The sequence below is a fragment of the Rhodococcus sp. FH8 genome (genome assembly GCF_019266085.1).
Lineage (GTDB): Bacteria > Actinomycetota > Actinomycetes > Mycobacteriales > Mycobacteriaceae > Rhodococcus_F > Rhodococcus_F qingshengii.
Window position 1 is genome coordinate 337,583 of record NZ_LPNQ01000061.1, and the last position, 26,374, is coordinate 363,956.

Genomic DNA, 26,374 nt, shown 5'->3' on the forward strand with positions numbered 1-26,374 from the left:
CGATACTTCGAAGTCTAGCGCCAGAGTCGGACACGGCCCACTTGTTAATCGTCCCGGCCTAATCCTCGCGGCGACCGGACGGCAGCGATTCGCGGATCCACTCCGACGCTTCGGCGACGATCACGGAGCTTCTGTCCGGACTGATACCCGCGATGACCAGGCACACGGCGGCAAAGGATTCGCCCGAGTCCGTGATGAGCCCACTGTTGGCCTGATCGAACAAAGTGATCGTGATCGCCTCGGTCATCGCTACCAGAGTCTCGGCCGGCAGGTATTTCGAGAAGGTTCCGTCACGCTGACCGCGCTCGACGACGCTGATACTCACGGCACGCGCGGGCTCCATCAGATCGAGAATCCGCTGCTCCCCCAACTCTTTGCGAGCAAAGCTGAGCAGCATCCGGAAGCGATCACCGACCGGCCATGACAGCAATGCCAGTACGGCAGTCGCCAGATCCGGGCGCTCGGGCGGCTCGCCGGCTTGGCTCAGCGCAGCTACGAGATCGGTCGACGCCTCGTCCACGATGCCGTTGATCAGCGCCTCTCGGCTGTCGAAATGCGCGTACACGGTTCGCCTGACCACACCGGCGGCCTTTGCGACGTCGTCCATGCTCGCATCCGGATCAGCAGCGAACGCCGTGATCGCCGCCTCGATGATGCGATTGCGATTGGCCGCGGCCTGACTACGACGCTGCCGTCCGCCCGATTCGGCAGTTCCCGAAACGACTGTGCCCGAATGCGTCAACGCGCGTTCCACCTCTTTCGACTGCCCAACTGTGATCTAGGTCAATCATAGTTGCACATCGGTGTGCAAGTTATTAACTTACACATCAGTGTGCAAATAGATCGAGGAGTGTCTTCGATCATCAGGAACGGAGTCGCGTCATGACGACACTCATGAGCAAACCTGTCTCGGAGATGGACCAGCCGTACTCACGGCGGTGGGCCGCGCTCGGGGTGTTGTGCCTGAGTCTGCTGATCGTCGTGATGGCGAATACCGCGCTGATCGTCGCGGCGCCGGACATGACCAGAGACCTCGGCCTCACCAGCACGCAACTTCAATGGGTCATCGACGGCTACACCGTCCCCTACGCCGCATTGATGCTGCTGTTCGGCGTGATCGGTGACAAGTACAGTCGCCGCGGCGCACTTCTCGCCGGACTCGCCGTGTTCGCCGGCGGCGCCGTCTTCGGCAGCATCGCGGACACCACCAACGCCGTCATCGCGGCACGAATGATCATGGGCGTCGGCGCCGCGATCATCATGCCCGCGACGCTTTCGCTTCTGGTCGCTACCTTTCCCAAAGCGGAGCGATCACGCGCCATCGCGGCGTGGGCGGCGACATCGGGTCTCGCGATTGCACTCGGTCCGCTGTTGGCCGGATGGATTCTCGACAGTCATTCCTGGAGCATCACTTTCCTGATCAACGTCCCGATCGCCGCAGTCGCTGCCGTCGCCGCCGTAATTCTGGTGCCGCCGAGCAAGGCCGAGCACCTGGGCCGGATCGACTGGATCGGCGGCGCACTCTCGGTGGTCACCATTGGCTCGCTCGTGTACTCGATCATCAACGGATTCCACTTCGGGTGGACCGGCGGACCCATCGGTGCCGCCGTACTCGCTGCGATCGGCCTCGTCTCGTTCGTCGTCTGGGAACTGCGTCACCCGCAGCCACTGCTCGACGTCCGTAAGCTCGGCCAGCGCATGGTCGGCGGCGCGACGCTCGCCGTACTTCTGCTGTTCCTGGCCGCCTTCGGCGCCATCTACTTCATCTCACAGCAGTTCCAGTTCATCCTCGGCTACGGCGCACTCGAAACCGGTGTTCGTCTGCTGCCCTTGGCAATTGCCGTTTCGATCGGCGCCGTTGTCAGTGGGCGGATCACTCCGCTGATCGGCGTCCGGGCATCCATCGTCGGCGGCATGGTGGTCGCCGCGATCGGCGTTCTGATTCTCACGCAGGTCGACGGCGATTCGGGCTACTGGATGTTCGCAGTCCCACTGATCCTGCTCGGCCTGGGCATCGGTCTCAGCGAACCGCCGGCCACCGACGCCATCATGGACAACTTCTCCGAGGACGATCTCGGTGCTGCGGGTGGCCTCAACGACACCGCCATCGAACTCGGCGGCTCGCTGGGTATCGCGATCCTCGGCTCGATCCTCGCTGCGAGCTACAAGGATTCGATTGCCGGATTCATCGATGGAATGCAGGTTCCGCAGTTGACGGGCGAACTTGCGCAACAGGCCGCGTACGCGATGGAGGTGTCGGGCGAATCCGTCGGCGGCGCTTCGTTGGTCGCCGAAGAGATGGCAGGCAACCCGTTGGCTGCAGCTCAGGCAGGGCCGTTGCTCGATGCCGCAGGCAGTGCCTACGCCGACGCGATTTCGGCGGCCAGTTGGGCGGGCGGTCTTGCACTGTTCGTGGGGGCAGTTGTCGTGGCGTTCATCCTGCCGGGCAAGAAGGCCCCTGTGGAAGTAGACCCCGCGTCAGTCTGACGTGCTCGGAGCCAGCGGGTCTTCGGCGAGAACCAACTCGCGGGAGACCCGCCACGACTCGGTCGAGGGTGAGAGAAATGCGTCGTGTCCTTCGCCCTCGATCACACGCAGTGCCACGGGATCACCAGCCGCTTCCGCGGCTTTCGCGTACCGGGAGCTCACCTTGGCCGGCACCTGCAGATCGTCCGCACCCGTGACGCACACAACGGGGACGCCGATCGGCAATCGATGCTGCGGCGACGCACTGCGATACAGACCGGGGTCCGCGTCGAACGGAACGCCGAACAGATCCTCGATGAAGCTGATCCGTCGTCCACGCTCGCCTGCCGACGCCAGATCGAGTGCGGCCGCCTGTGCGATGACCCGTTCAGGCCGGGTGAACGTGTCCTTCTCCCCCGCCAGCCACACTGCAAGATGTCCTCCGGCCGAATGCCCGAGCAAGCGAATCTGATTCAGATCCAATTCGGCCGAGGACTTCGCGGCAACCAGTCCGGGGATTTCGTCGTACGCCGTTTTCACGTCGGCGGACATCTCCGGCCAACCACCGCCCGCCCCGAGACGGCGGTATTCGATGTTCCACACCGCGACGCCGTGCCGCGCGAGTTCGACGGCAAATGCGGTGCCCAGAGTCAATCCGTACTGCCCGCTCCAGAAGCCGCCGTGGATCTGCATGACGACCGGGATCGGGCCGTCAGCGACTCCGTCGGGAACGTAGAGATGCCCGAACTGCTGCTCGTGTCGGCCGTACGGAATCTTGAATCGAGGCACCGAGGAAATCTATCTCAGGCGAGGGCGCTGCCTGCGGCCCAGTCTGCCCAGGAAAGGGTCCAGTCGCCGTTCTGCCACACCTCCAGCGGAGCGCCGCCGGTGTTCTTGATCTCGACGACATCTCCCGGCTGCGAGAAATCGAAGAACCATTTGGCATTGGCCGCACTGAGATTGAGGCAACCGTGCGAGGTGTCGGTGTTTCCCTGCGCCCAGACGGTGCTCTCCAACTCGTGAAGATAGATACCGTCGGTGCTGATGCGGGTGGCCCAGTTGATGGATTCCTTGTAGCCGAGGCGCGAGTTGATCGGCAGACCGTAGGTCGACGAATCCATGATGACGGGATTTGCCTTGTCCATCACGGTGTACGTGCCGGGCTGGGTCCAGAACGAGAGCGTCGTGCCGCCGATCGTCTCGGTGCCGCCCATTCCCATCGAGGTCGGCATTTCCTTGATCACCTGACCGTTTTCGTAGACGGTCACCATCTTGGTGTTGTCGTCGGCGACCGAGACGTGGGAGTCGCCGATCTTGAAGGACACGGTGTCGTCCTGCTGGCCGTACAGTCCGTTGCCGAGTTGCTTGCCGTAGATGTTCGCGTTCACCGAGACCGTCGTGCCTGGTGCGTAGTAATTCTGCGGTCGCCAGTGAACGTTCTGACCGTCGACCCAGTACCACGAACCCTGTACGGGCGGATTGGTTGTGACCAGCAGAGACTTCTCGGCCGCGGCCTTGTCACCGATCAACTCGTCGAAATGAACGGCGACGACGGTGCCGACACCGTACGTGCCACCGTCCGATATCGAGGCGCCACCGGTGGTGTTGATGTACGCCCGGGTCTGGTTACTCGGCGCGACGGTGGTCAGCGTCGTGTTCTTGGTCGTGGCAACACCATTCGCGTCGACGGCGTCGACGACCAACTTGTAGGTCTTGCCGTATCCGAGTGGTTCGCTCGGTTTCCAGGACGTCTTGTCCGGCGTGGTGATACCGGCGACTTCCTTACCCTCGGGATTGGTCAGCGCGACGGTCGTCAGTGTTCCCTTCGCGACCTGGACCTCGATGGGGTCGAGTGGACTCACCGGAGTTCCGCCGTCCGCCGGTGTGACGGTGACGAGCGCCTCGCTGGTCGGGGTAGTGGTGACTGCGCTGCTGGAGGAACCCGTGTTGTCTCCGGTGGAGACCGTGCACCCCGCGACGAGCATCAACGCCGCCGCGGCACACACCGCTCCAACGATTCGCATATGCGCACGTGACAACATCTGGCCTCCTGAAATCCCCGAACCAACTCACGCCGAAGGCGACCCCCGACGTCCTTACGATAGTGCGCAAATCTGACACTTCGCTGAGCGCCGGATCCGATTCAGCTCGGGATCACAACAAGATCAGTGCAGTGGCCGTGGTCCCCAGCGATCGGTCAGCACTCCGATCGCGCCCAGAGCAACAGCCCCGGCGGTCGACGTGCGCAGGACCGTCGGGCCGAGAAGCACCGGAGTGGCCCCGGCCTCCGACAACGCGCTGATCTCCGAATCGTCGAGCCCACCTTCGGGACCGACAACCAGAAATACCTCGTCCGCGCTCGCCAGCGGCAAACCGGCCAACGGCGTCGTCGCCGATTCGTGAAGCACCGCAACCACAGCGCCACGGGCAACGGCGTCACGAACCAGCGCGATCACCGCCGGCGTCTTGTGCAGTTCCGCAATTTCCGGGACGAACGCGCGTCTGGACTGCTTTGCCGCAGACACTGCCGCACTTCGCCAGCGTGCGACGCCCTTGGCGAGCTTGGGGCCCTCCCACTTGGCGACACACCGCAAGGACTGCCACGGGATCACCGCGTCGATCCCCGCCTCGGTCGCCAGTTCGACGGCCAACTCGGAACGCTCGGCCTTGGGAAGTGCCTGAACGAGGGTCACCAACGGCTTGGGCTGCTCGAGAACCTGAACGTCACTGACCAACAGTTCCAGGCGGTCCTTGCCGACGCTCGTCACCTCGGCGTCGGCCACCCGGCCACGGCCGTCGGCCAACACCAATCGCTCACCGACGCCGATCCGGCGGACAGTGGCCGCGTGGCGACCCTCCTGTCCGTCCAGAACTGCGATTTCACCGACGCCGGGAACCGGGTCGAGAAAGAAGACCGTTGCGGCCACCGTCAGCGGCCGCTGAATGCTTCGCGAAGACGCGAGAACAATCCACCGCTGTTCTGCGAGGCCGTCGAGACAACCTCGGCCTCGTCACGATCGCGGAGCAGCTTGAATTCCTTGAGCAGCTTGGACTGCTTGTGATCGAGACGGCTCGGGATGACCACCTCGAGGTGAGCGTGCACGTCGCCGCGCACTCCCGACCGCAGTTTCGGCATGCCATGACCGCGAAGAACAGCAACGTGTCCGGGCTGGGTGCCTGGCTCGATGGTGATTTCCTTGGGGCCGTCGATGATGGTGTCGACGGTGACAGTCGTACCGAGCGCTGCGTCGACCATCGGAACGCGGATCGTGCAGTGCAGGTCTTCACCGTCTCGAACGAAGACGTCGTGCTGCTGCTCGACGATCTCGACGTAGAGGTCGCCGGGGTGTCCGCCGCCCGGGCCCACTTCACCCTGCGCGGTCAAACGGATGCGCATGCCACCGGCGACGCCCGCGGGAACCTTCACGGTGATGTCACGCTTGGCCCGAACTCGGCCGTCGCCGCCACACTTGTGGCAGGGATCCGGGATGGTCTCACCGGCACCGCGGCACGTCGGGCAGGGACGCGAGGTCATGACCTGACCGAGGAACGAGCGCTGGATGGATTGAACTTCGCCGGCACCGTTGCAGGTCTCACAGCGGACAGGCTTGGAGTCGCCGTTGGTTCCGGCTCCGGTGCAGCTGTCGCACAGAATGGCCGTCTCGACGGTCACGTGCTTGCTGACTCCCGTCGCACATTCTGCGAGGGTCAGCTTGGTGCGAAGCAACGAGTCGGCTCCGGGCTGAACGCGACCGCGCGGCCCACGACCTGCGCCGCCACCGCCGCCGAAGAATGCTTCGAAGACGTCGCCGAGGCCGCCGCCACCGAATCCGCCGCCGAAGCCACCACCGCCGCCACCACCGGACTCGAGCGGGTCTCCGCCGAGATCGACGATGCGACGCTTCTCCGGGTCGGTCAGGACCTCGTAGGCCGTCGAGATCTCCTTGAACTTGGCCTGCGCCGCCTCGTCAGGGTTGACGTCCGGGTGCAGTTCGCGTGCCAGCTTGCGGTAAGCGCGCTTGAGCTCCTGGTCTGTCGCGTTCTTGTCGACGCCGAGCAATCCGTAGTAATCCCGTGCCACGTTGAGTCTCTCGTCCTTCTCTTACTTCTAGGTTTTCCTCAGTCCTCGCGAGGAGGCGTGCCGACGAATGTCGACGTCCGTCATCGCTCGGAGAGAACTTCGCCGATGTATCTGGCAACGGCGGCAACCGATGCAATTGTTCCCGGATAGTCCATCCGAGTGGGTCCGAGCACACCGACACCACCGAAAACGGTACCGGCCGCGCCGTAGCCAGTCGAAATCACGGAGGTTCCGCGCATCTGTTCGACCTGCGTCTCTTCACCGATCTGAACGGTGACCGTGCCGGAGTTCTGCGTCGCAGCGAGCAGTTTGAGGACCACTACCTGCTCTTCCAGTGCTTCGAGCACTGCGCGCAGCGAACCGGGGAAGCCGGCCAGACCGGAGAAATCGGCGGCATTGCGCGTGAGATTCGAGGTTCCGCCCAGAACGAGACGATCTTCTGGATGTTCGACCAGGGTCTCGACCAGCACCGTTGCCGAGCGGATCACGGCGTCGCGAAGGTCGGCCGGCGACTCGTCGGCCAGTTCCGCCACGGCAATCGACGCGGCGGCCAGGCGCTTGCCTTCCAGTGCTCCGCCGAGAAGCGTGCGCAACCGGGAAAGGTCTTCGTCTTCGAGGACGTCTCCGAGTTCGACGATTCGCTGATCGACGCGGCCGGAATCGGTGATGAGAACGAGAAGCAGGCGCGCCGGCGTCAACGCGACCACCTCGAGGTGGCGAACCGACGACGCGGACAGCGACGGGTACTGGACAACCGCGACCTGACGGGTCAGTTGCGCGAGCAGTCGCACACCACGACGCAGAACGTCGTCGAGATCGACACCCGACTCCAAGAACTCGAGGATCGCTCGACGCTCGGGCCCGGACATGGGCTTGACGTCGGCGATGCGATCGACGAATTCGCGGTATCCCTTGTCGGTGGGGACGCGGCCGGAACTGGTGTGCGGTTGGGCGATGTAGCCCTCGGCCTCGAGGAATGCCATGTCGTTGCGCACAGTGGCGCTCGACACTCCGAGGTTGTGACGCTCGACCAGTGCCTTGGATCCCACCGGGTCCTGGGTGGAGACGTAATCGGCCACGATTGCACGTAAGACCTCGAAACGCCTGTCGTCGGTACTCGACATCGTTGCCACCTCCGTTTCCTGAAAAGAACGAACACCGACATTTACACATCGGTTTCCACTGGCAGTCTAATCGCCCGAGCGCCAGAGACGGCTGTTGCCCTTACTGTGGAGTGAGATCGGCGAAAGGTCGATCGCACAACCATGGACAAGGCGGCACATGATCTTCAAAGGCGTGATGGACGGCAAACCGTATCCCGATCACGGACTGTCTCTACGCGACTGGTCGAAGTTCCCTCCACGTCAGGTTCGACTCGACGAGATCGTGACCACCACGAAGGTCCTCGAACTCGATCGCCTGCTGTCGGAGGACTCGACCTTCTACGGCGATCTGTTCCCGCACGCAGTGCAGTGGCGCGGCACTCTCTACCTCGAGGACGGTCTGCACCGAGCGGTTCGTTCGGCCCTGCGAAACCGCGTCGTGCTGCACGCGCGTGTCTTCGACTTCGACGCGATGCCCGGTGTCATCGAGGGAGTCCGCTGACGCTCACGCGACTCGGGTACCGAGACTCAACCGACGAACGCGAGCAGTGCGGGATTCGTCTGCCCCGGCCAGGTTCCGGTGAGCGTTGCCGAGCCTGACACTCGATCTGCGTCGATCACTCTCACCACGGTCAATTCCAGATCTCCCGCGCTGATGGTCGTGTCGGTGCCGACTGTCGAGCAGGTCACGGATTCGACTGCCGGTGCGGAAGCGCGGGCCGTACCGCTGCCTACTACGTGAGCCGTCACGGGGATGTGATCGGCGGTGTCCGCAAAGACCAGTTCGACTCCGGCCCCACCCGTCAGAATCGCGGTCGCCACCGCGCTGACGTAGACCGGATCACAGCATGCGTCGTACACCCACCGTTCGCCGAGTACCGAATGATCCATGGTCGCGATCAGCGCGGTCTCCGCCCCGTCCAGCGGAGCACCACGATAAGTGAGCGGGACCTGAAGAATTCGACCGTCGGCAGAGCGCATCAGGTGCGTCTCGATTCCGACCTCGCCGTCCGGGTCGTCGAAACGATAGGCGTCGACGCGTTCGAGCGTCGAACAGTCGACCGACCCGAGCCACGGCTGCTTGGGCACCCACGCTCGGAGCAGGTCGTTCTTGGACGGATTCAGCTGCGCACGATGAATGATGGCCACCACGGCCACATTACGCGGCGAAGGATGGTTGCGCGTCAGGTCAGGATCGTGCGAATCACCGCATCGGCGAGCAGGCGACCACGGTCGGTGAGAACCACGTGATCGTTCTCGATCACGGCCAACCCGTCGACTACCACCTGTTCGGCCGAAAGACGTTCGGATGCAGACAGTTCCGACAACGGAAGTCCCGTACGCAACCGTGCGGTCAGCATGACTCGCTCCATGTGTTCGTCCTCGGCGGTCAGTTCTTCGCTGCCGCCGACGGGAAGTTCGCCGAGCGCCAACTGTTCCGCGTACCGCGCCGGGTGCTTGACGTTCCACCACCGCACTCCGCCGACGTGGCTGTGCGCGCCCGGACCGGCACCCCACCAGTCACCGCCGTCCCAGTAGCCGAGGTTGTGACGACACCGGGTGTCACCGGAGTCCGCGGTTTCCGCCTTTGCCCAGTTGGAGACCTCGTACCACCGCAAGCCTGCCTCGGACAGGCGTGAATCGATTCGTTCGTACCGCGAGGCCAGCACGTCGTCGTCCGGGGCGGGCAGCTCGCCGCGCCTGACCTTGCGAGCCATGGCGGTGCCGTCCTCGACGATCAACGCGTAGGCCGAGACGTGATCGACATCGGCGGAAAGGACCGCATCGAGTGAGGCGTCCAGGTCTTGATCGCGCTCCCCCGGGGTTCCATAGATCAAATCGAGATTCACGTGCGAAAAACCAGCTGCGCGAGCCTCTTTCGCGGCAGCGACGGCGCGACCGGGGGTGTGCGTGCGGTCGAGGATCTTCAGAACGTGCTGGGCGGCCGACTGCATGCCGAGGGAAATTCGGGTGAATCCAGCGCTGCGGAGAGCACCGAAGAACTCCGGCGACGTCGATTCGGGGTTCGATTCCGTGGTCACTTCGGCGCCGGACGCCAGGCCGAAGCTGCTCCGCACCGCCGACAGCACGTCGGACAATCCGTCACCACCGAGCAGCGACGGCGTTCCACCGCCCACGAACACGGTCTCCGCCGCCGGGGCGCCCGTCATCTCGGCCGCGAGATCGAGTTCGCGCCGCAGACCTTCCAACCACGATTGCGGCGAGGCGGAAGTTCCGAGCTCTCCGGCCGTGTAGGTGTTGAAATCGCAGTACCCACACCTGGTGGCACAGAACGGGACGTGGATGTAGATCCCGAACGGCCGTTTCCCGACACCCTCGAGCGATCGCGCGGGCAAGGCGAAGGGCGTCGCCTCGCTCTGTCGAGTGGGAGTCGTGCTGGTGGCATTCACGCCTCCAGTGTCCCAGCATCCGGAACGCACACCTATTCAGCCTGCGATGCAGGTCGGCGTACGGCTTGAACTCGATATTTCCCCCGTTTTTCGTGGAAATACGCACCCGAGTCGGAATTATCGAGTTGACGTGGCACAATGGTCCGCATGACCGGACTCGGAGTGCGACTTGTGGCGCGTCGCCATGTCGACTTCAAGCGTGTGTGCAGCTCGTCGTGTCTGCACCTGTGTAGCTGTTGATCTTTCACTGATCTTCCAGCCTTTCCCGCTCATCTCCATCTGCTTCACCGAAACACTCTCTGCAGAGAAATGCCTTTTCAGGGACGCAGCTTCTCCAGCTGTTCGTTTTCGTGAGCACACCTGCCGGCCGCGAGCTTTCCGAGACCGAGGACAGCCCCCTCGATTTCCGACACGGACCGGTGCGTCCCGATCAGACACCGCCACAGTTCATCGATAGTGCGTGCCGCGTGCCGATCAACCGCCCAGATCCAGGAGTTCATCGATGACGTCGACCACCGACGCCGCCACACCCGCCGATTCGGCAGCTGCCGAAGCCCGGCCTGCACGCGCTGCGCGTCCCGCCAAGCGTCGCGCCGAAGGTCAGTGGGCCCTCGGTTACCGCGAGCCTCTCAACGCCAACGAGCAGGCCAAGAAGGACGACAACCCGCTCAACGTTCGGGCCCGCATCGAGAACATCTACTCCAAGCAGGGCTTCGACAGCATCGACAAGGGCGACCTTCGCGGCCGCTTCCGCTGGTGGGGTCTCTACACCCAGCGCGAAGAAGGCTACGACGGCACCTTCACCGGCGACGAGAACATCGACCTGCTCGAGGCCAAGTACTTCATGATGCGCGTGCGTTGCGACGCCGGCGCTCTCAACGTCGAGCAGCTGCGCACCATCGCCGGCATCTCGAAGGAATTCGGCCGGAACACCGCCGACCTGTCCGACCGCGAAAACGTCCAGTTCCACTGGATCGAGGTCGAGAACGTTCCGGAGATCTGGAAGCGCCTCGAAGCCGTCGGACTCAAGACCACCGAAGCGTGCGGTGACTGCCCCCGCGTCGTCCTCGGTTCTCCCCTGGCCGGCGAATCGCTCGACGAGGTCCTCGATCCCACCCCGGCGATCGACGAGATCGTTCGCCGCTACATCGGCGACCCCAAGTACTCCAACCTGCCGCGCAAGTTCAAGACCGCCATCTCCGGCCAGCAGGACGTCGTTCACGAGATCAACGACATCGCCTTCATCGGCGTGAACCACCCCGAGCACGGCCCGGGCCTCGACCTCTGGGTCGGCGGCGGACTGTCCACCAACCCGATGCTGGCGCAGCGCGTCGGCGCCTGGATTCCGCTCGACGAGGTCCCCGATGTCTGGGAGGGCGTCGTCTCGATCTTCCGTGACTACGGCTACCGCCGTCTGCGCGCGAAGGCCAGGCTCAAGTTCCTCGTCAAGGACTGGGGTATCGAGAAGTTCCGCGAGGTTCTCGAGACCGAGTACCTCGAGCGCCCGCTCATCGACGGCCCCGCGCCCGAGAAGCCCAAGCGCCCGATCGATCACGTGGGCATCCAGAAGACCCGCAACGGCCACAACGCAGTCGGTTTCGCTCCGATCGCCGGCCGCGTCTCGGGAGACATCTTGGCTCAGGTCGCCGACGCCGCGGAGAAGGCCGGCAGCGACCGGATCCGCTTCACTCCGTACCAGAAGCTGATCATCCTCGACGTCGCCGACGAGACGCTCGAGCCGCTCATCGCCGATCTCGACGCGCTGGGCCTTCCCGCCCGACCGTCACACTGGCGCAAGAACCTGATGGCCTGCTCCGGCATCGAGTTCTGCAAGCTCTCGTTCGCCGAGACCCGCAAGCGTTCGCAGGTGCTCGTGCCCGAACTCGAGCAGCGTCTCGCCGACATCAACAGCCAGCTCGACGTGCCGATCACCATCAACATCAACGGTTGCCCCAACTCCTGCGCTCGCTCGCAGATCGCCGACATCGGCTTCAAGGGCCAGCTCGTCGACGACGGTGAGGGGAATCAAGTCGAGGGTTTCCAGGTTCACCTGGGAGGCAGCCTCGGATTCGACAGCGCCTTCGGACGCAAGCTGCGCCAGCACAAGGTCACCAGCGTCGAGATGGGTGACTACATCGACCGCGTCGTACGTCAGTTCGTCAAGAACCGCAACGAAGGTGAACGGTTCGCCGAATGGGCAGTGCGCGCAGACGAAGGAGATTTGCGATGACAGTGGACATTTCGCGAGCAACTGCCGACGAGCTTCGGTCCATCGCCGAACGCGGTGCAGTAGAACTCGACGGAGCCGGCGCGCAGGAACTGTTGCAGTGGACCGAGGACACGTTCGGTGACTCGTACATCGTGGCGTCGAACATGCAGGACGGGGTGTTGGTTCACCTTGCCGCGCAGGTGCATCCGGGCGTCGACGTCCTCTTCCTCGACACCGGCTACCACTTCCCCGAAACCATCGGCACGCGTGACGCGGTCGAGCAGGTGTACGGCGTCAACGTCATCAACGCTCGTGCGCTGGCAAGCGTCGCCGAGCAGGATGTGGCCGAGGGCAAGGATCTGTTCGCCCGTGATCCCAACCGCTGCTGCGCACTACGCAAAGTCGCGCCGCTCAAGCAGACACTGTCCGGGTACAGCGCGTGGGTGACCGGCATCCGCCGCGTCGAAGCGCCCACCCGCGCCAACGCTCCCCTGATCTCCTTCGACGAAGCCTTCGGACTCGTGAAGATCAACCCGATCGCTCCCTGGTCGGACGAGGAGATGCAGAACTACATCGACACCAATTCCATCCTCGTCAATCCCCTTGTCGACGAGGGATATCCGTCCATCGGCTGCGCACCCTGCACCAGCAAGCCAGCCCCCGGCAGCGATCCGCGTAGCGGTCGTTGGGCCGGTGCCTCCAAGACAGAATGCGGGTTGCACGCATCATGACAGTTGACTTGACACCTTCACGGCCTCAGCTCGACGGCACACAGTTCGATACTCTCGACGCCCTCGAGTCCGAAGCGATCCACATCTTCCGAGAGGTGGCCGGCGAATTCGAACGCCCGGTCATTCTCTTCTCGGGCGGTAAGGACTCCACCGTGCTGCTGCACCTGGCGATCAAGGCCTTCTGGCCTGCGCCGTTGCCGTTCACCCTGCTGCATGTCGACACCGGCCACAACCTGCAGGAAGTCCTCGACTTCCGCGACCACGTGGTGGCCAAGTACAACCTGCGCCTGCACGTGGCCAGCGTCGAGGAGTACATCGCGGACGGCCGCCTCACCGAGCGTCCCGACGGTATCCGCAATCCTCTGCAGACCGTGCCGTTGCTGGACGCGATCTCGGAGAATCGCTTCGACGCCGTCTTCGGTGGCGCTCGCCGCGACGAGGAGCGCGCCCGCGCCAAGGAGCGGATCTTCTCACTGCGCAACGCTTTCGGCCAGTGGGATCCCAAGAAGCAGCGCCCGGAGCTGTGGAACCTCTACAACGGTCGCCACTCCCCCGGCGAGCAGGTGCGCGTCTTCCCGCTCAGCAACTTCACCGAACTGGACATCTGGCGTTACATCGCCCGCGACAACGTCGAACTCGCCAGCATCTACTACGCCCACCAGCGTCCGGTGTACCAGCGCGACGGCATGTGGATGACCCCCGGAGTCTGGGGTGGGCCGGCTGACGGCGAAGAGCTGCAGACCCTTTCGGTGCGATACCGCACCGTCGGCGACGGTTCGACCACCGGTGCTGTTCTCTCCGATGCGGCTGACAACGAAGCGATCCTCGCCGAGGTTGCGGCATCACGTTTGACCGAGCGCGGCGCGACCCGTGGCGACGACCGAGTTTCCGAAGCGGCCATGGAAGACCGCAAGCGAGAGGGCTACTTCTGATGAGCGATCTGCTCAGACTGGCAACTGCCGGCAGCGTCGACGACGGAAAGTCCACCCTCGTGGGCCGCCTGTTGTACGACACGAAATCCGTTCTCGCCGACCAGATCGACGCCGTGACCCGTGCGTCGGTGGACCGCGGTCTCGACACCCCTGACCTCTCGCTCCTGGTGGACGGACTGCGCGCCGAGCGTGAGCAGGGCATCACCATCGACGTGGCGTACCGCTACTTCGCGACCCCCAAGCGCACCTTCGTGCTCGCCGATACACCGGGCCACGTGCAGTACACCCGCAACACTGTCTCCGGTGCCTCGACGGCTCAGCTCGTGATCCTGCTGGTCGATGCTCGCAAGGGCGTCATCGCGCAGACTCGCAGGCACGCAGCGGTTCTCGCGTTGCTCGGTGTCCCGAAGCTCGTTCTCGCCGTGAACAAGATCGACCTCGTCGAGAACCCCGAAGAGGTCTTCACCTCGATCTCCGCCGAGTTCAACGAACTCACCAGCTCACTTGGCTGGGCAAGCGAAGACGTCGTCGAGATCCCGGTGTCGGCACTGCACGGTGACAACGTCGCCATCCGCTCCGACAAGACCCCGTACTACACCGGCCCCACACTGATCGAGCACCTCGAGTCGATCCCGGTCGACGCCGAGCCACATCGCGTCGGTCTGCGTTTCCCGGTGCAGTACGTGATCCGCCCCCGCACCGCAGAGTTCCTCGACTACCGCGGCTACGCCGGTCAGGTCGCTGCAGGTTCCGTCGTGCCCGGCGACGAAGTGGTGATCCTGCCCTCGGGTACGCGCACCACCGTCACACGTATCGACACGGCCGACGGCGAACTGGACGTCGCCCACGCGGGACGCAGCGTCACGCTGATCCTGGCCGACGACGTCGACGTCTCTCGCGGCGACACCATCGCATCGCCGTCCGACGCACCCGAGCCGATCGGCGAATTCGACGCCACTGTCTGCTGGCTGGCCGAGAAGTCGCTGCGCCCCGGTGCACGATTGCTGCTCAAGCACGGCACGCGAACGACGCAGGCCATCGTGGGCAGCTTGGTGGAACGCTTCAACGAGCAGGACCTCACCACGGATCAGGGTCCGGACACTCTCGAGCTCAACGAGATCGGCAAGATCTCGATCCGGGTGGCCGAGCCGATCGTGGCTGACGACTACGCCGTCAACCGCCACACCGGCAGCTTCCTGCTGATCGATCCCGCTGGTGGAAACACTCTCGCAGCCGGCCTGGTGGGCGACGTCATTTCCGCTGTCGAATTGGGCGAGCGCGTCTAAGTCGATGGTTCCGCTCATCGCTGTTGCGCACGGCAGCCGTGACCCCCGTTCTGCTCGGGTGATCGCGGCTGCTGTGGCAGCTCTTCGTGAAGTCCGGCCAGACCTCGATGTCCGGCTGGCGTTTCTCGACCTCAATGCACCGTCCATCGATCAGGTCCTGGACGGAGTTGCACACGACGGCCACACTCACGCCGTTGTTGTTCCGATGCTGCTGGGCAATGCCTTCCACGCCCGGGTAGATCTGCCCGGACTCTTGGCCACTGCCGCGACACGCCACCCCCAGTTGACCGTGTTCCAAGCAGACGTACTGGGTCGCGATGCTCGGCTGATCGAGGCAGTACGCGAGCGAATTCTCGAAGCGGGTGCCCGGCCGGACGATCCGTCGGTCGGTGTCGCTCTTGCGGCAGTCGGCTCGTCCGATGCGCGCGCCAATGCCGCGACCGCAGAATTGGCGTCCACTCTCCTCGGCGGAACCAACTGGTCGGGCGTTCGAATCTGTTTCGCGACATCCGCGGAACCGACAGTTGCCCAGGCGATCTCCGCACTCGAGCAGGACGGCGCCGAACGTGTTGTCGTCGCACCGTGGTTCTTGGCTCCCGGCCTACTGACCGATCGACTCAGCGCTGCCGCAGCAACTGCATGTCCGCGCGCGCGTTTCGCCGACACGATCGGTGGGCACTCTCTACTGATCGAAACGATGATCGACCGTTACCGACAAGTCGCTGATGCACTACCCGACCGTCTGGTCCGCTCCGCCTGATCCGGTTTCACAGGCCGTTATCAGATTGTTACCGTAGTGTTGGATCTGTCCAGCTCGCGAAGGTACCTCCTTCGCCTGCGAAACAGATCTTTGGGTGCAATCCCCTCAGAGCGCCGCGAGAGGGAACACCATCACTCACAATCTTCGCCTCGGCACAGCCGGCATCGCATGGGTCCTGTCGGTGCTCTACCTGCTTGTCGAAATCTTCACAGCCGGAGCATGGAAGACGCCGTACAGCTTCGCGCGCGACTCCATCAGTTCGCTGGGCGTGACGACATGCAGCGTGGATTCGTGTTCGCCGATGCACGACGTGATGAACGCGGCCTTCATGATCCTCGGTGCGCTCACCATCCTCGGTGCAGCCTTGCTGCACAAGTACATTCCGGACGGTCGTGCGAAGAAGTGGATTCTCGGTCTTGCCGTCGTCGTTGCATTGAGCACCGCGGCCACCGGCCTCTTCCCGGCGAACGACGGGACCTTCGTTCATTGGACCGCCGTACTTCCCGGCTTCGTCGCACGTCATGCCGTTCTCGTCCTCATGGCAATTCAATTCTGGAAGCACAGCAAATGGATCGCAGTGTGGTCGGGGCTGTGCGCGGCTACCGGAATCGTCGGTGCCGTACTGCTTCTCGGACGAACCCTCACTTTCGGCCTTGGTGAACGCCTGACGCTGTACCCGCTGCCTATGTGGATGGCCGTCACCGGCGTCGCAGCCCTGCTTGCGTTGATGCGCCGAACCGTGTTGAAGAACGTGGAACTGACACTGTCCGGTAACGGATTCATCACCGCTCTGTTGTCGTTGCGCCCGCGTCGATCTCGCGCGGCTGTGCCTACCGACGTTCTCGCACCGCGGAAGCTGACGAGTTTGTAGCGAACCCGGGGTGACCAGGGACACACTGGTAGGGAGGCGACGCGAGGAGACTTCCATGACCAGTGCATCTGTTCGACACGGAATCGTGGCCGGTATCGACGGCTCGGCAAGCGCGGTCAACGCCGCGAGGTGGGCAGCTTCGGCTGCAAAGAGATTCGACGAACCACTTCGCCTGACCCACGTGCTGCCAGGACAACCCGAGTCCGGTGGCGGTACCAACGTCACCGACGAAGAGATGTTCGACCACCACCTTCGCGTCGAGGGTGCAAAATTGCTCGACGAGGCCGAGGACGCCATCCGCGATGATCACACCGACGTCACCGTCGAACGTGGCCTCGTGACCGGTACTCCCGCAACCACACTCGTCGAACTCTCGAAGTCGGCTCGCATCGTTGCACTGGGTCAGGCCGGCACCAGCGAAATGCAGTCCGTGTTTCTCGGATCCGACACCATTCGGGTGGTCAACCGCGCGCACTGTCCCGTGGCCGTATTCCGCGGTACGGGTGATCACGCGATGGCCGACACCAGGCCCATCGTCGTCGGCGTCGACGGGAGCAAGCTCAGCGAACTCGCCGTCGCGCATGCCTTCGAATTTGCCGCGTTCCTCGGCGCACCTTTGGTTGCGGTCCACACGTGGAACGAGCACGCCTCGCTGGGCGGGTATTCCGAAGCCAGGCGCTTCGTCGACTGGGGACCGTACGAACAGCATGAGCATGCACTGCTGTCCGAGTGCCTCGCCGGCTGGACGGAGAAGTACCCCGATGTCGAAGTCACCCGCAGTGTCCAGCGCAGCGGACCGATGAAGGCACTGCTCGAGCACTCGGCGGAAGCGCAACTTGTAGTCGTCGGTAGCCACGGCCGCAGCCCGTTCATGGCGTCGATAGTCGGATCGACCAGTCAGAGCCTCATCCACCACGCCCAATGCCCGGTCCTCGTCTGCCGAGAGGGCTGAACTCGTCTCGCTGTTGCCCGGCCCCCAACTCTGAGCGAACGGCACTTTCGGCGCCATCAGGAGGCCGAAAGTGCCGTTCGATCAAACAGGAGTGGGGGTACAACAGGTCGAACAGGGCGAGCGGGTCATACCTGGCCGACCACGCTCACCGTGACCGGCTCCTGCACCGGCGTCGACACCGGGGTCTCCGGCAGATCCGGCACCCGGGTAGCACGCGCGTACACCGTCTCCCCCGCCTCGAGGTGCAGCGCTGCACTGTCACCGCGCGTGACCTGAGCCGAGAAGAGCTCGCCGGTTGCCTCGTTGCGCAGGTCCACTCGAACCTCGAAGCCGAGGTACACGACGCGCTCGACGGTTGCGCGTGTGACGCCGAGCGACTCGGCCGTTCCGGATTCCTGCGCGAGAGCCATGCTCGGATCGCGGCCGAGACGGATGTCATGCGGACGGACCAACTGCCCGTTGAGCTTCGCGACGGATCCGAGGAAGGACATCACGAAGTCGTTGGACGGGCGGTCGTACAGGTCGGCAGGTTCACCGATCTGCTCGATCCGCCCCTTGTTCAGCACCGCGATGCGGTCGGCGACGTCGAGAGCCTCTTCCTGGTCGTGGGTGACCAGGACGGTGGTGACGTGCACCTCGTCGTGCAGGCGACGCAACCACGTGCGCAGGTCGGCACGCACCTTCGCGTCGAGCGCGCCGAAGGGCTCGTCGAGCAGGAGCACCTGTGGATCCACAGCCAGAGCGCGCGCCAACGCCATGCGCTGACGCTGACCGCCGGAGAGCTGCGCGGGGTACCGATGCTGAAAGCCGTCGAGACCGACGATCCCCAGTAGTTCGTTGACCTTCTTCTCGATCTCCGGCTTCGGGCGCTTGCGGATCTTGAGCCCGAACGCCACGTTGTCGCGCACGGTCATGTGCTTGAACGCCGCGTAGTGCTGGAACACGAAACCGATGTCACGCTTCTGCGGCGACACGCCGGTGACGTCCTTGCCTGCGATGGTGATGGTTCCCGAATCGAGTTCTTCAAGCCCTGCGATCGAACGCAGCAACGTCGACTTTCCCGAGCCACTGGGCCCGAGCAATGCCGTCAACGAACCCGAGGGAATGTTGACCGTCACGTCGTCGAGCGCCGCGAAATCACCGTAGTTCTTGCGGGCCCCGGTCACTGTGATCATGTGGTGCTCCTCTTACGGTCCAGCAGCGTCATCAGCAACAGGACAATGATGGCGATGCCCATCAGCAGCGTTGCCGCCGAATACGCACCAAAGGTGTTGTGGTCGTCGATGTATCGCGAGTGCACCAGCAACGTCAGTGTCTGGGATACCCCCGGGAAGCCGGAAGAGACCATGATGACTGCGCCGAATTCACCGAGCGAACGCGCCACCGTCAACACGATTCCGTATGTCAAGCCCCAACGGATCGCGGGCAAGGTGATCCGCCAGAACGTCTGCCAACCAGAGGCACCGAGCGTCGCGGCTGCTTGTTCTTGCTCGTCGCCGATCTCGTGAAGTACGGGTTCGACTTCCCGGACGACGAAGGGCAGCGTCACGAAAATCGTCGCGATCACCATGCCTGGCAACCCGAAGATGACTTTGAACCCCAACGATTCGATGCCGCCGAACCAACCGTTGGCACCCCACAGGAGAATCAACGACACACCGACGACGACGGGCGAGACCGCGAAGGGCAGGTCGACCACCGACTGCAGAACTCCGCGGCCCGGGAACCGACCACGCACGAGTGCCAGAGCCGTGACGACACCGAACACCACGTTGATCGGAACCACGATCGCCACGATGATCAGCGAAAGATTCAGCGCGGAAATCGCTGCCGGTGTCGTGATCGATTCGAGAAACGGGCCGATTCCGTTCTCGAACGTTCGCGTCAGGATCACACCGATCGGCACGACCAGCAACACGAACAGGTAGACGAGAGCGATGGTCCGCAGACCGATCTTCGATCCTCTGGACACGTTCATCGGGAACTCTCCTCACGTCGCTGTCCCCGCGAGGCGAAGATTCGCAGGACGAACAGCGTCACGAATGCGATGGCCAGCAACGCTACCGAGACGGCAGCGGCGTTGGTCGGACGATCGATCTCGATCTGCTGCTGAATGTACTGCGACGTCATCTGTGTCACGCGTGGGATGTTGCCGCCGATCAGAACGACCGAGCCGTATTCACCGATCGCTCTGGCGAACGCGAGGCCCGCACCGGAGATGACGGCAGGCGCCAACGTCGGGAGAACAACCGAGCGAAAGATCGTCCAGTTGGAAGCTCCCAACGACGCAGCGGCTTCCTCGACTTCGCGGTCGACCTCCATCAGCACCGGCTGCACGGAACGGACGACGAACGGCAAGGTCACGAAGGCCAATGCCACGATCAGTCCGGGCTGAGTTGCATTGAGATGGATGTCGATCGGTGACTGCGGGCCGTAGAGGGACAGCAGCACGATCGATGCCACGATGGTCGGTAGCGCGAACGGCAGATCGATCATCGAGTTGACGATGCGCTTGCCCGGGAAGTCGTCCCGGACCAGCACCCACGCGATGATCGTGCCCATCACGACGTTGATCAATGCCACGATCACCGAGACCAACAACGTCACGCGCAACGACGCCAAGGCGACGGGTGCGGTGACGGCGTCCCAGAATCCGGAGATCCCCTCGTCGAACGCGGTGGCGGTCAACGCGGCGAGCGGAAGCAGAACGATGACGGAGAGCCACAGGGTGGCCACTCCGATTCCGAGCGGCCCCACACTCCCCGTGACCCGCGCGAGTTTTCGCCGACGAGCCACGGGGGTGGGGTCAATAGTGTCAGTCACGTCAGTCTTACTTGGTCGCGTTGTCGTAGATCACTGCGATCGAACCGGTGTCCTTGGTGAACAGAGCACTGTCCACGGCCTTCCAGCCGCCGAGGTCTGCAATGGTCCACAGCTTGGTCGGCTCGGGGAACTTGTCGGTGAACTTGGCAGCGACGGCGGGATCCACGGGACGGAATCCTGCTTCGGCCCAGAGCGTCTGACCCTCGGTCGTGTACAGGTAGTCCTTGAACGCGGTCGCCTTGTCGAGGACCTTGCTGTTCGAGATCACGGCAACGGGGTTCTCGATCTTGAAGGTCGTGGGCGGGGTGACGTGCTCGACCGGGTCGCCGTTGCCTTCGATGAACAGTGCCTCGTTCTCGTAACTGATCAGAACGTCACCGCTACCCTGCAGGAAGGCTTCCGAAGCCTCGCGTCCCGACTTGGGCTGGATCTTGACGTGGTCGTTGACCAAGGCGGTGACGTAGTCGAGACCCGCCTGCGGGTTCTTGCCACCGTCGCTCTTCGCGGCGTACGGCGCCAAGAGGTTCCACTTGGCCGAGCCGGAGCTGAACGGGTTCGGCGTGACGACCTCGAGGCCGGGCTGAAGCAGGTCGTCCCAGTCTTTGATGCCCTTCGGGTTGCCCGGACGCGTCACGATGGTGACTACCGATCCGAACGGAATTCCGTTGTAGGCGTCCTGGTTCCAGTTCTGATCTACCAGACCGGCATCGACCAGACGGGTGATGTCGGGCTCGACGGAGAAGTTGACGAAGTCTGCCTCGGCACCGTCCTTCACCTTGCGCGACTGGTCGCCCGAGGCGCCGTAGGAAGGATTGAAGTTGACGTTCTTGCCCTCGTCGGTCGCCTGGAAGGCTGCGGTGAGCTTGTCGAAGCCAGGCTTCGGCACGGCGTAGGCGAACAGGTTGATCGTGCCGGCGCTACCGTCGCTGGCGGCGCTGTCACCACCCACGGTGTCGCTCGAGCCACCACTGCACGCTGTGAGTACCACGGCCCCCATGGTCGCGATAGCAGTGAGAAGTGTGCGGGAACGGCGTTTCATTGCAGATACCTTCCTGAAAGGACTGACAAACGAGGGTTGGTCAAACGACAAGTCCGAGACCTCTGGGGCTGATTCCATCGGGATGTTCAGACATGGAGAGCCGACGGGCGATGAGCCCTGAATCGGGGGCGCGAGTTACGCGCAGAGAAGTTCGAGTGGGGTGCGCAGCACCACCGGAGAGGTCGAACTCAGGAAATCAACAACAGGCGACGTCAGCGACGTCGAGCATGCCGACAGCAATCAACGCCAACTGGTGGCGGATTACGGGAGCTGTTGCTTCGGACACGCGGTGGACTTTAGCAGAGCACCGGCGCCCGCTCTAATCGGGAGAACTAACGGGTGAAAAGCCACGCGACGATCACGAGGAGAATCAGGGCTATCAGGGCGAGAGTGACCCGTGAGCGGGGCATCAGCTTTCCTCTACTTCTCGAGAATTCCTACGCAACCAGCCGAAGAGCGGCAGAGCGAGAACGGCGGCCAACACGCGATCCAGACCGATGGCCACCAGGCGGCACAGCGGAACGACGGCGATCAGGACCAACGCGACCTGCGGGATGAACGGGAGCCCCGCCATCCACAGCTCGAAGCTGTCCCACCAATCCGCAATCCGATCCACGCCAACACCCTATCCTTCGGACGATACGGTCCCGACAGCGTGTGGATTGGACGTGTGCCGATTCTGGCCGGATGATGGCCGAATGAGTGCTGACGACGAAGTGGTGCAGACGATTCCTCCCGCCTCCACGGGTCACCATCGAAGCAACTTTCCCCCGATCGACGACTATGCGTTTCTTTCCGATTGCGAAACCTCGTGCCTGATTGCCCGTAACGGATCTGTCGAGTGGATGTGCGTTCCCCGCCCGGACTCCCCCAGCGTGTTCGGTGCCATCCTCGACCGCAGCGCAGGCCATTTCCGTATCGGCCCCTACGGCCAGAACGTGCCGGCCGCTCGGCGCTATCTGCCGGGTGGACTCATTCTCGAGACCACCTGGCAGACCGAGACCGGCTGGCTCGTCGTCCGCGACGCCCTGGTTCTCGGTCCCTGGCACAACGTCGACAAGCGATCGAACACGCACAAGCGCACACCGACCGACTGGGATGCCGAACACACCCTTCTCCGTACGGTCAAATGCGTCAGCGGCACCGTCGAACTCGAGATGAGCTGTGAGCCCGCGTTCGACTATCACCGTGGCACGGCGAATTGGGAGTACACCGGAAAGGTCTACGAGGAAGCAACGGCAACGTGTCGCTCCGCCAAGCCCGGAGACCATCCCACTCTGCGCTTGACCACCGACCTACGACTGGGTCTGGAAGGTCGTGAAGCACGAGCGCGGACGCGACTGGTCGAAGGCGACAACGTGTACGTCGCGCTCTCGTGGTCGGATCTTCCCGCGCCGCAGACGTTCGACGAGGCCGCCGACAAGATGTGGCAGACGTCCAAGTCCTGGCGTGAGTGGGTGACGATCGGCAAGTTCCCCGATCACCCGTGGCGCGGATACCTACAGCGCAGTGCGCTCACACTCAAGGGGCTCACCTACGCACCGACCGGAGCCCTACTCGCGGCTTCGACGACCTCGCTACCGGAAACACCAGGCGGAGAACGCAACTGGGACTATCGCTACGCGTGGGTTCGCGATTCCACCTTCGCGCTGTGGGGCCTCTACACGCTCGGGTTGGACCGTGAGGCCAACGACTTCTTCAACTTCATCTACGACGTGTCGAGTTCAGACAACGGTCAGCCGCATCCCTTGCAGGTGATGTACGGCATCGGCGGCGAGCGCACGCTCGAGGAATCCGAACTCAACCATCTGTCCGGCTACGACGGCGCCCGTCCGGTGCGTATCGGCAACGGGGCGTTCGATCAACAGCAGCACGACATCTGGGGCACCATGCTCGACTCGGTGTACCTCCACATCCGTACCCGCGAGCGTGTCCCCGAAGCGCTGTGGCCGCTGCTCAAGAAGCAGGTCGAAGAAGCGATCAAGCACTGGCGCCAACCCGACCGTGGGATCTGGGAGGTGCGCGGTGAACCACAGCACTTCACGTCGTCGAAGATCATGTGCTGGGTCGCTCTCGATCGCGGCGCCAAGCTGGCAGAGATGCAGGGCGAGAAGAGCTTTGCACAGCAATGGACGGCCATCGCGGACGAGATCAAGGCCGACATCCTCGCGCACGGTGTCGACTCGCGCGGAGTTCTGACACAGCGGTACGGCCACGATTCACTCGACGCGTCGCTCTTGTTGGCACCGCTGCTGCGCTTCCTGCCGGCCGACGATCCGCGCATCCGGGCGACGGTGCTGGCGATCGCCGACGAGCTCACCGAAGAGGGGCTGGTCCTGCGCTATCGCGTCGACACCACCGACGACGGATTGAGCGGAGAAGAGGGCACGTTCACCATCTGCTCCTTCTGGCTCGTCTCCGCCCTCGTCGAGATCGGCGAACTGGATCGGGCAAAGCATCTCTGCGAGCGTCTGCTCGGGTTCGCGAGCCCGCTCAAGCTGTACGCGGAGGAGATCGACGCGCACACCGGTCGCCATCTGGGTAACTTCCCGCAGGCGTTCACACACCTGGCGCTGATCAACGCCGTGGTCCACGTGATCCGCGCCGAGGAAGCTGCCGAAGCCGGAGCTTTCCAGCCCGCGCACAACGCGACCTAGACCCCTGCTGTGCGCCTTTATTAACCGCCCGCGGTTAATAAAGGCGCACAGCAGGTCTAGCCGGCCACCGCTTCGAGCTGCGGCGTGATCGATTCGAGCGAGTACTTCAGCGACAGCGACGACGGAGTGTTCAACCCGGCGACAGTCGGATAGTCGACGATGGCCAATCCGCCACCCTTGACTGCAGGCAGGTCGGCAAACCCCGGCAGCTTCATCATGTCGTCGAGCGACCCGCCGTTGGGCAGCAGCACCACGACGTCGGCGCTGAGAGCGTCGACCCGTTCCGGGCTGAGTATCAGCCGGCCACCGGTCACACCGGCCTCGTCGACCAGCTTGGGCGGCAACGACATTCCCAGACGCGTGAACAGTCCCGAAGCACCGTCCTTGGGATCAGCGACGATCACCAACTGCGACGTCGGGAAGACGTACTGCGACAAAAGAGCGGTCTTACCCTTCAGCCCCGGCAACCGCTGTGCGAGCGCATCGATCTGCCCGTTTGTCGCCTCGACGATCTCGTCGGCTCGCGACTCCTTGTCGAGAACCCGGCCGAGAATCTCCACCTGGTCCTGCCACGGATCGACCTGGACGTCGGACAGACCGGCAATGGTCGGAGCGATCTTGCTCAACTGGTCGAAATCGTCCTGATCGGCGACGGAGAACCCGCCGAGAATCAGATCGGGATCCAAGGCTGCAATTTCTTCAGCTTTGAGCGGGACACCGAACTGCTGGATCGCCGAGCGATCGAGTTCCTTCGCCGACGCGTCCACGCCACTCTCCCACGGGAACAGACCACGCTCGTCGCCCATCGGGCCGGCAGCCAGGTACCCCACCGGCTGGATTCCGAGTTCGAGCAGAGCGTCGAGCCACTGGGTGTCGGCCGCGACGATGCGCGTCGGCGTCCCGGTGATCGTGGTGGCGCCGAACTTGTGGTCGATCGTGGTGACCCGACCGTCCGCGATCTCGTCGGCGTCCGAGGACGAACATCCGCTGATACCTACGACCAGCGCTCCCAAGAGAGCCACCGCCGAAAACTTCATCGCACGCACGAAAATACTCCTCCACTAGTTAGCAGAGGCTTACCTTCTCATATGGGACCCGGCTGTGTCCGACCTTGCTTTCAGGCGAAACGAGAGAGCAGACGCTCCGCATCGGCGCCGATGCGTCGAACCACGTCGCCGGCCGGATGGGTTCCGTGTACGAGTCCGACAGCTTCTCCGGCGTAGACGACTCCGCTGTGGGGATCCGACGGGTCGTACGCCTTTGCCAGCATTTCCTCATCGGCGTCGACTCCGTGCCAGGCGGCAGTGAACTCGTTGGCCACCGCGCGGCCACCCCACCGCTGCGGCCACGGTTGACTGCGCGCTCGGTCGAACACCGAGGTGTAAATCGTGTCGGCACTTCCGGCTTCGACGACGCGGTCGCGGGCATAGTCCGGCCCGACCGTCTCCGGGCTGGCGAGCAGCGCCGTTCCGATCATCACGCCTTCCCCGCCGGCTGCCAGGACTGCGGCCAAACCGCGGCCGGTCCCGATTCCGCCGGCCGCCAGTACTGGAAGTGATGTCGTTTCGAGGATCTCCTGCAGCAGCGGCAAGGTTCCGATTCGGCCCGTGTGACCGCCTGCCTCACCGCCTTGCGCGATCACGCCGTCGACACCCGCGGCCTCGACAATGCGAAGGTCTTCGAGCGTATTGATCTGTGACACAACGGGAATGCCCGCATCGTGGATTCGTCCGACATACGAGGCGGGATCACCGAACGACAAGGTGATCATGGTCGGCTCGACGGCAATCGCGGCGTCGAGCATCAACTCGTTCTCGGGCAGCGACCACGTCATCAGGCCGACGCCGAACTTTCCGCCGATCGAGCGGGCCACTTCGGCTTCGGCCTCGATCCACTCCGGTGTGTTGTACCGAGCCGCGCCGAGCAGCCCCAACCCGCCGGCCGCCGATACAGCTCCGGCGAGCGCGCCGCCCGCGCGACCACCCATGGGCGCCCCGAGAACCGGGATTTCGATTCCGAACTCTCGGGACAACCAGGTGGTGACCATGCGCTC

General features: G+C 63.7%; 26 protein-coding genes. 10 read left to right on the top strand and 16 right to left on the bottom strand.

Annotation, left to right across the window (positions count from 1 at the left end; all coding sequences use genetic code 11):
- Nucleotides 1–58: 58 nt before the first annotated feature.
- Nucleotides 59–754: a TetR/AcrR family transcriptional regulator gene (locus ATN38_RS13110; RefSeq protein WP_083291542.1), complete on the bottom strand. Its 696-nt coding sequence runs from the start codon at nt 752–754 to the stop codon at nt 59–61.
- A gap of 128 nt (nt 755–882) precedes the next feature.
- On the opposite strand from ATN38_RS13110, the gene ATN38_RS13115 reads away from it, so the two are divergent.
- Nucleotides 883–2,487 (top strand): MFS transporter, encoded by a 1,605-nt coding sequence (locus ATN38_RS13115; RefSeq protein WP_054187677.1) that lies wholly within the window; start codon nt 883–885, stop codon nt 2,485–2,487.
- Here ATN38_RS13115 and ATN38_RS13120 read toward each other — a convergent pair.
- The 5 genes from ATN38_RS13120 to hrcA all read right to left on the bottom strand — a co-directional run bounded on the left by ATN38_RS13120 (nt 2,479) and on the right by hrcA (nt 7,671).
- On the bottom strand, nt 2,479–3,255 hold the full coding sequence (locus ATN38_RS13120; RefSeq protein WP_218748088.1) for a S9 family peptidase: 777 nt from the start codon (nt 3,253–3,255) through the stop codon (nt 2,479–2,481). The genes ATN38_RS13115 and ATN38_RS13120 overlap by 9 nt on opposite strands.
- A 14-nt stretch (nt 3,256–3,269) precedes the next feature.
- Nucleotides 3,270–4,508 (bottom strand): Ig-like domain-containing protein, encoded by a 1,239-nt coding sequence (locus tag ATN38_RS13125; RefSeq protein WP_003944568.1) that lies wholly within the window; start codon nt 4,506–4,508, stop codon nt 3,270–3,272.
- 123 nt (nt 4,509–4,631) lie between these two features.
- Nucleotides 4,632–5,393 (bottom strand): 16S rRNA (uracil(1498)-N(3))-methyltransferase, encoded by a 762-nt coding sequence (locus tag ATN38_RS13130; protein WP_003944495.1) that lies wholly within the window; start codon nt 5,391–5,393, stop codon nt 4,632–4,634.
- A gap of 2 nt (nt 5,394–5,395) precedes the next feature.
- A complete protein-coding gene (gene dnaJ / locus ATN38_RS13135) occupies nt 5,396–6,547 on the bottom strand; it encodes a molecular chaperone DnaJ (RefSeq protein ID WP_003944460.1) in 1,152 nt (383 codons plus the stop codon).
- An 80-nt stretch (nt 6,548–6,627) separates the two neighbouring features.
- Nucleotides 6,628–7,671 (bottom strand): heat-inducible transcriptional repressor HrcA, encoded by a 1,044-nt coding sequence (gene hrcA, locus ATN38_RS13140; protein WP_003944583.1) that lies wholly within the window; start codon nt 7,669–7,671, stop codon nt 6,628–6,630.
- Nucleotides 7,672–7,828: 157 nt separating this feature from the next.
- Here hrcA and ATN38_RS13145 point away from each other — a divergent pair, with 157 nt between their 5' ends.
- Nucleotides 7,829–8,152, top strand: a complete 324-nt coding sequence (locus tag ATN38_RS13145) for a type II toxin-antitoxin system VapB family antitoxin (protein WP_003944521.1) — start codon at nt 7,829–7,831, stop codon at nt 8,150–8,152.
- Between the two features lie 26 nt (nt 8,153–8,178).
- Here the strand turns inward: ATN38_RS13145 and ATN38_RS13150 are convergent, their stop codons facing one another.
- Both ATN38_RS13150 and hemW read right to left on the bottom strand, forming a co-directional pair.
- A complete protein-coding gene (locus tag ATN38_RS13150; protein WP_064113188.1) occupies nt 8,179–8,799 on the bottom strand; it encodes a hypothetical protein in 621 nt (206 codons plus the stop codon).
- A gap of 35 nt (nt 8,800–8,834) precedes the next feature.
- Nucleotides 8,835–10,061, bottom strand: coding sequence for a radical SAM family heme chaperone HemW (gene hemW / locus ATN38_RS13155; protein ID WP_042450186.1), 1,227 nt, complete (start codon nt 10,059–10,061; stop codon nt 8,835–8,837).
- 502 nt (nt 10,062–10,563) lie between these two features.
- Between hemW and ATN38_RS13160 the strand changes: the two genes are divergently transcribed.
- From ATN38_RS13160 to ATN38_RS13190, 7 genes are all read left to right on the top strand, one after another.
- Nucleotides 10,564–12,291 carry a nitrite/sulfite reductase gene (locus ATN38_RS13160; protein WP_125051439.1) on the top strand — a complete coding sequence of 576 codons (1,728 nt, stop codon included), beginning with the start codon at nt 10,564–10,566 and terminating at the stop codon, nt 12,289–12,291.
- The gene (locus tag ATN38_RS13165) at nt 12,288–13,001 is read left to right on the top strand and encodes a phosphoadenylyl-sulfate reductase (protein ID WP_003944488.1); all 714 of its coding nucleotides are present in this window, start codon (nt 12,288–12,290) and stop codon (nt 12,999–13,001) included. The genes ATN38_RS13160 and ATN38_RS13165 overlap by 4 nt, the downstream gene beginning before the upstream one ends.
- Nucleotides 12,998–13,933 carry a sulfate adenylyltransferase subunit CysD gene (gene cysD / locus ATN38_RS13170; protein ID WP_007731054.1) on the top strand — a complete coding sequence of 312 codons (936 nt, stop codon included), beginning with the start codon at nt 12,998–13,000 and terminating at the stop codon, nt 13,931–13,933. Before ATN38_RS13165 ends, cysD begins: the two co-directional genes overlap by 4 nt.
- The gene (locus tag ATN38_RS13175; protein WP_020969973.1) at nt 13,933–15,219 is read left to right on the top strand and encodes a sulfate adenylyltransferase subunit 1; all 1,287 of its coding nucleotides are present in this window, start codon (nt 13,933–13,935) and stop codon (nt 15,217–15,219) included. Before cysD ends, ATN38_RS13175 begins: the two co-directional genes overlap by 1 nt.
- Before the next feature lie 4 nt (nt 15,220–15,223).
- Nucleotides 15,224–15,979 carry a sirohydrochlorin chelatase gene (locus ATN38_RS13180; RefSeq protein WP_218748089.1) on the top strand — a complete coding sequence of 252 codons (756 nt, stop codon included), beginning with the start codon at nt 15,224–15,226 and terminating at the stop codon, nt 15,977–15,979.
- A 94-nt stretch (nt 15,980–16,073) separates the two neighbouring features.
- On the top strand, nt 16,074–16,850 hold the full coding sequence (locus tag ATN38_RS13185) for a DUF998 domain-containing protein (protein ID WP_042450193.1): 777 nt from the start codon (nt 16,074–16,076) through the stop codon (nt 16,848–16,850).
- A 55-nt stretch (nt 16,851–16,905) separates the two neighbouring features.
- Nucleotides 16,906–17,802, top strand: coding sequence for a universal stress protein (locus tag ATN38_RS13190; RefSeq protein ID WP_003944544.1), 897 nt, complete (start codon nt 16,906–16,908; stop codon nt 17,800–17,802).
- 125 nt (nt 17,803–17,927) lie between these two features.
- Here ATN38_RS13190 and ATN38_RS13195 read toward each other — a convergent pair whose 3' ends face one another.
- The 6 genes from ATN38_RS13195 to ATN38_RS13215 form a co-directional block, all read right to left on the bottom strand.
- Nucleotides 17,928–18,977 (bottom strand): sulfate/molybdate ABC transporter ATP-binding protein, encoded by a 1,050-nt coding sequence (locus ATN38_RS13195; protein WP_007731046.1) that lies wholly within the window; start codon nt 18,975–18,977, stop codon nt 17,928–17,930.
- Nucleotides 18,974–19,780 (bottom strand): sulfate ABC transporter permease subunit CysW, encoded by an 807-nt coding sequence (cysW, locus tag ATN38_RS13200; protein WP_003944503.1) that lies wholly within the window; start codon nt 19,778–19,780, stop codon nt 18,974–18,976. The genes ATN38_RS13195 and cysW overlap by 4 nt, the downstream gene beginning before the upstream one ends.
- A complete protein-coding gene (gene cysT / locus ATN38_RS13205) occupies nt 19,777–20,625 on the bottom strand; it encodes a sulfate ABC transporter permease subunit CysT (RefSeq protein WP_030536617.1) in 849 nt (282 codons plus the stop codon). Before cysT ends, cysW begins: the two co-directional genes overlap by 4 nt.
- A gap of 7 nt (nt 20,626–20,632) precedes the next feature.
- A complete protein-coding gene (locus ATN38_RS13210; protein WP_003944569.1) occupies nt 20,633–21,664 on the bottom strand; it encodes a sulfate ABC transporter substrate-binding protein in 1,032 nt (343 codons plus the stop codon).
- 196 nt (nt 21,665–21,860) lie between these two features.
- A complete protein-coding gene (locus ATN38_RS33395) occupies nt 21,861–21,950 on the bottom strand; it encodes an Ms4533A family Cys-rich leader peptide (protein ID WP_309599318.1) in 90 nt (29 codons plus the stop codon).
- Nucleotides 21,951–22,073: 123 nt separating this feature from the next.
- Complete coding sequence (locus ATN38_RS13215) at nt 22,074–22,280, bottom strand: hypothetical protein (RefSeq protein WP_218748090.1); 207 nt, start codon at nt 22,278–22,280, stop codon at nt 22,074–22,076.
- 82 nt (nt 22,281–22,362) lie between these two features.
- Here ATN38_RS13215 and ATN38_RS13220 point away from each other — a divergent pair, with 82 nt between their 5' ends.
- Entirely contained in the window at nt 22,363–24,321 is a 1,959-nt protein-coding gene (locus tag ATN38_RS13220; RefSeq protein ID WP_003944557.1) for a glycoside hydrolase family 15 protein, read from the top strand.
- A gap of 56 nt (nt 24,322–24,377) precedes the next feature.
- Here ATN38_RS13220 and ATN38_RS13225 read toward each other — a convergent pair whose 3' ends face one another.
- Nucleotides 24,378–25,358: an ABC transporter substrate-binding protein gene (locus ATN38_RS13225; RefSeq protein ID WP_230587579.1), complete on the bottom strand. Its 981-nt coding sequence runs from the start codon at nt 25,356–25,358 to the stop codon at nt 24,378–24,380.
- A gap of 80 nt (nt 25,359–25,438) precedes the next feature.
- Nucleotides 25,439–26,368 (bottom strand): nitronate monooxygenase family protein, encoded by a 930-nt coding sequence (locus tag ATN38_RS13230; protein WP_030536619.1) that lies wholly within the window; start codon nt 26,366–26,368, stop codon nt 25,439–25,441.
- Nucleotides 26,369–26,374 lie beyond the last annotated feature (6 nt).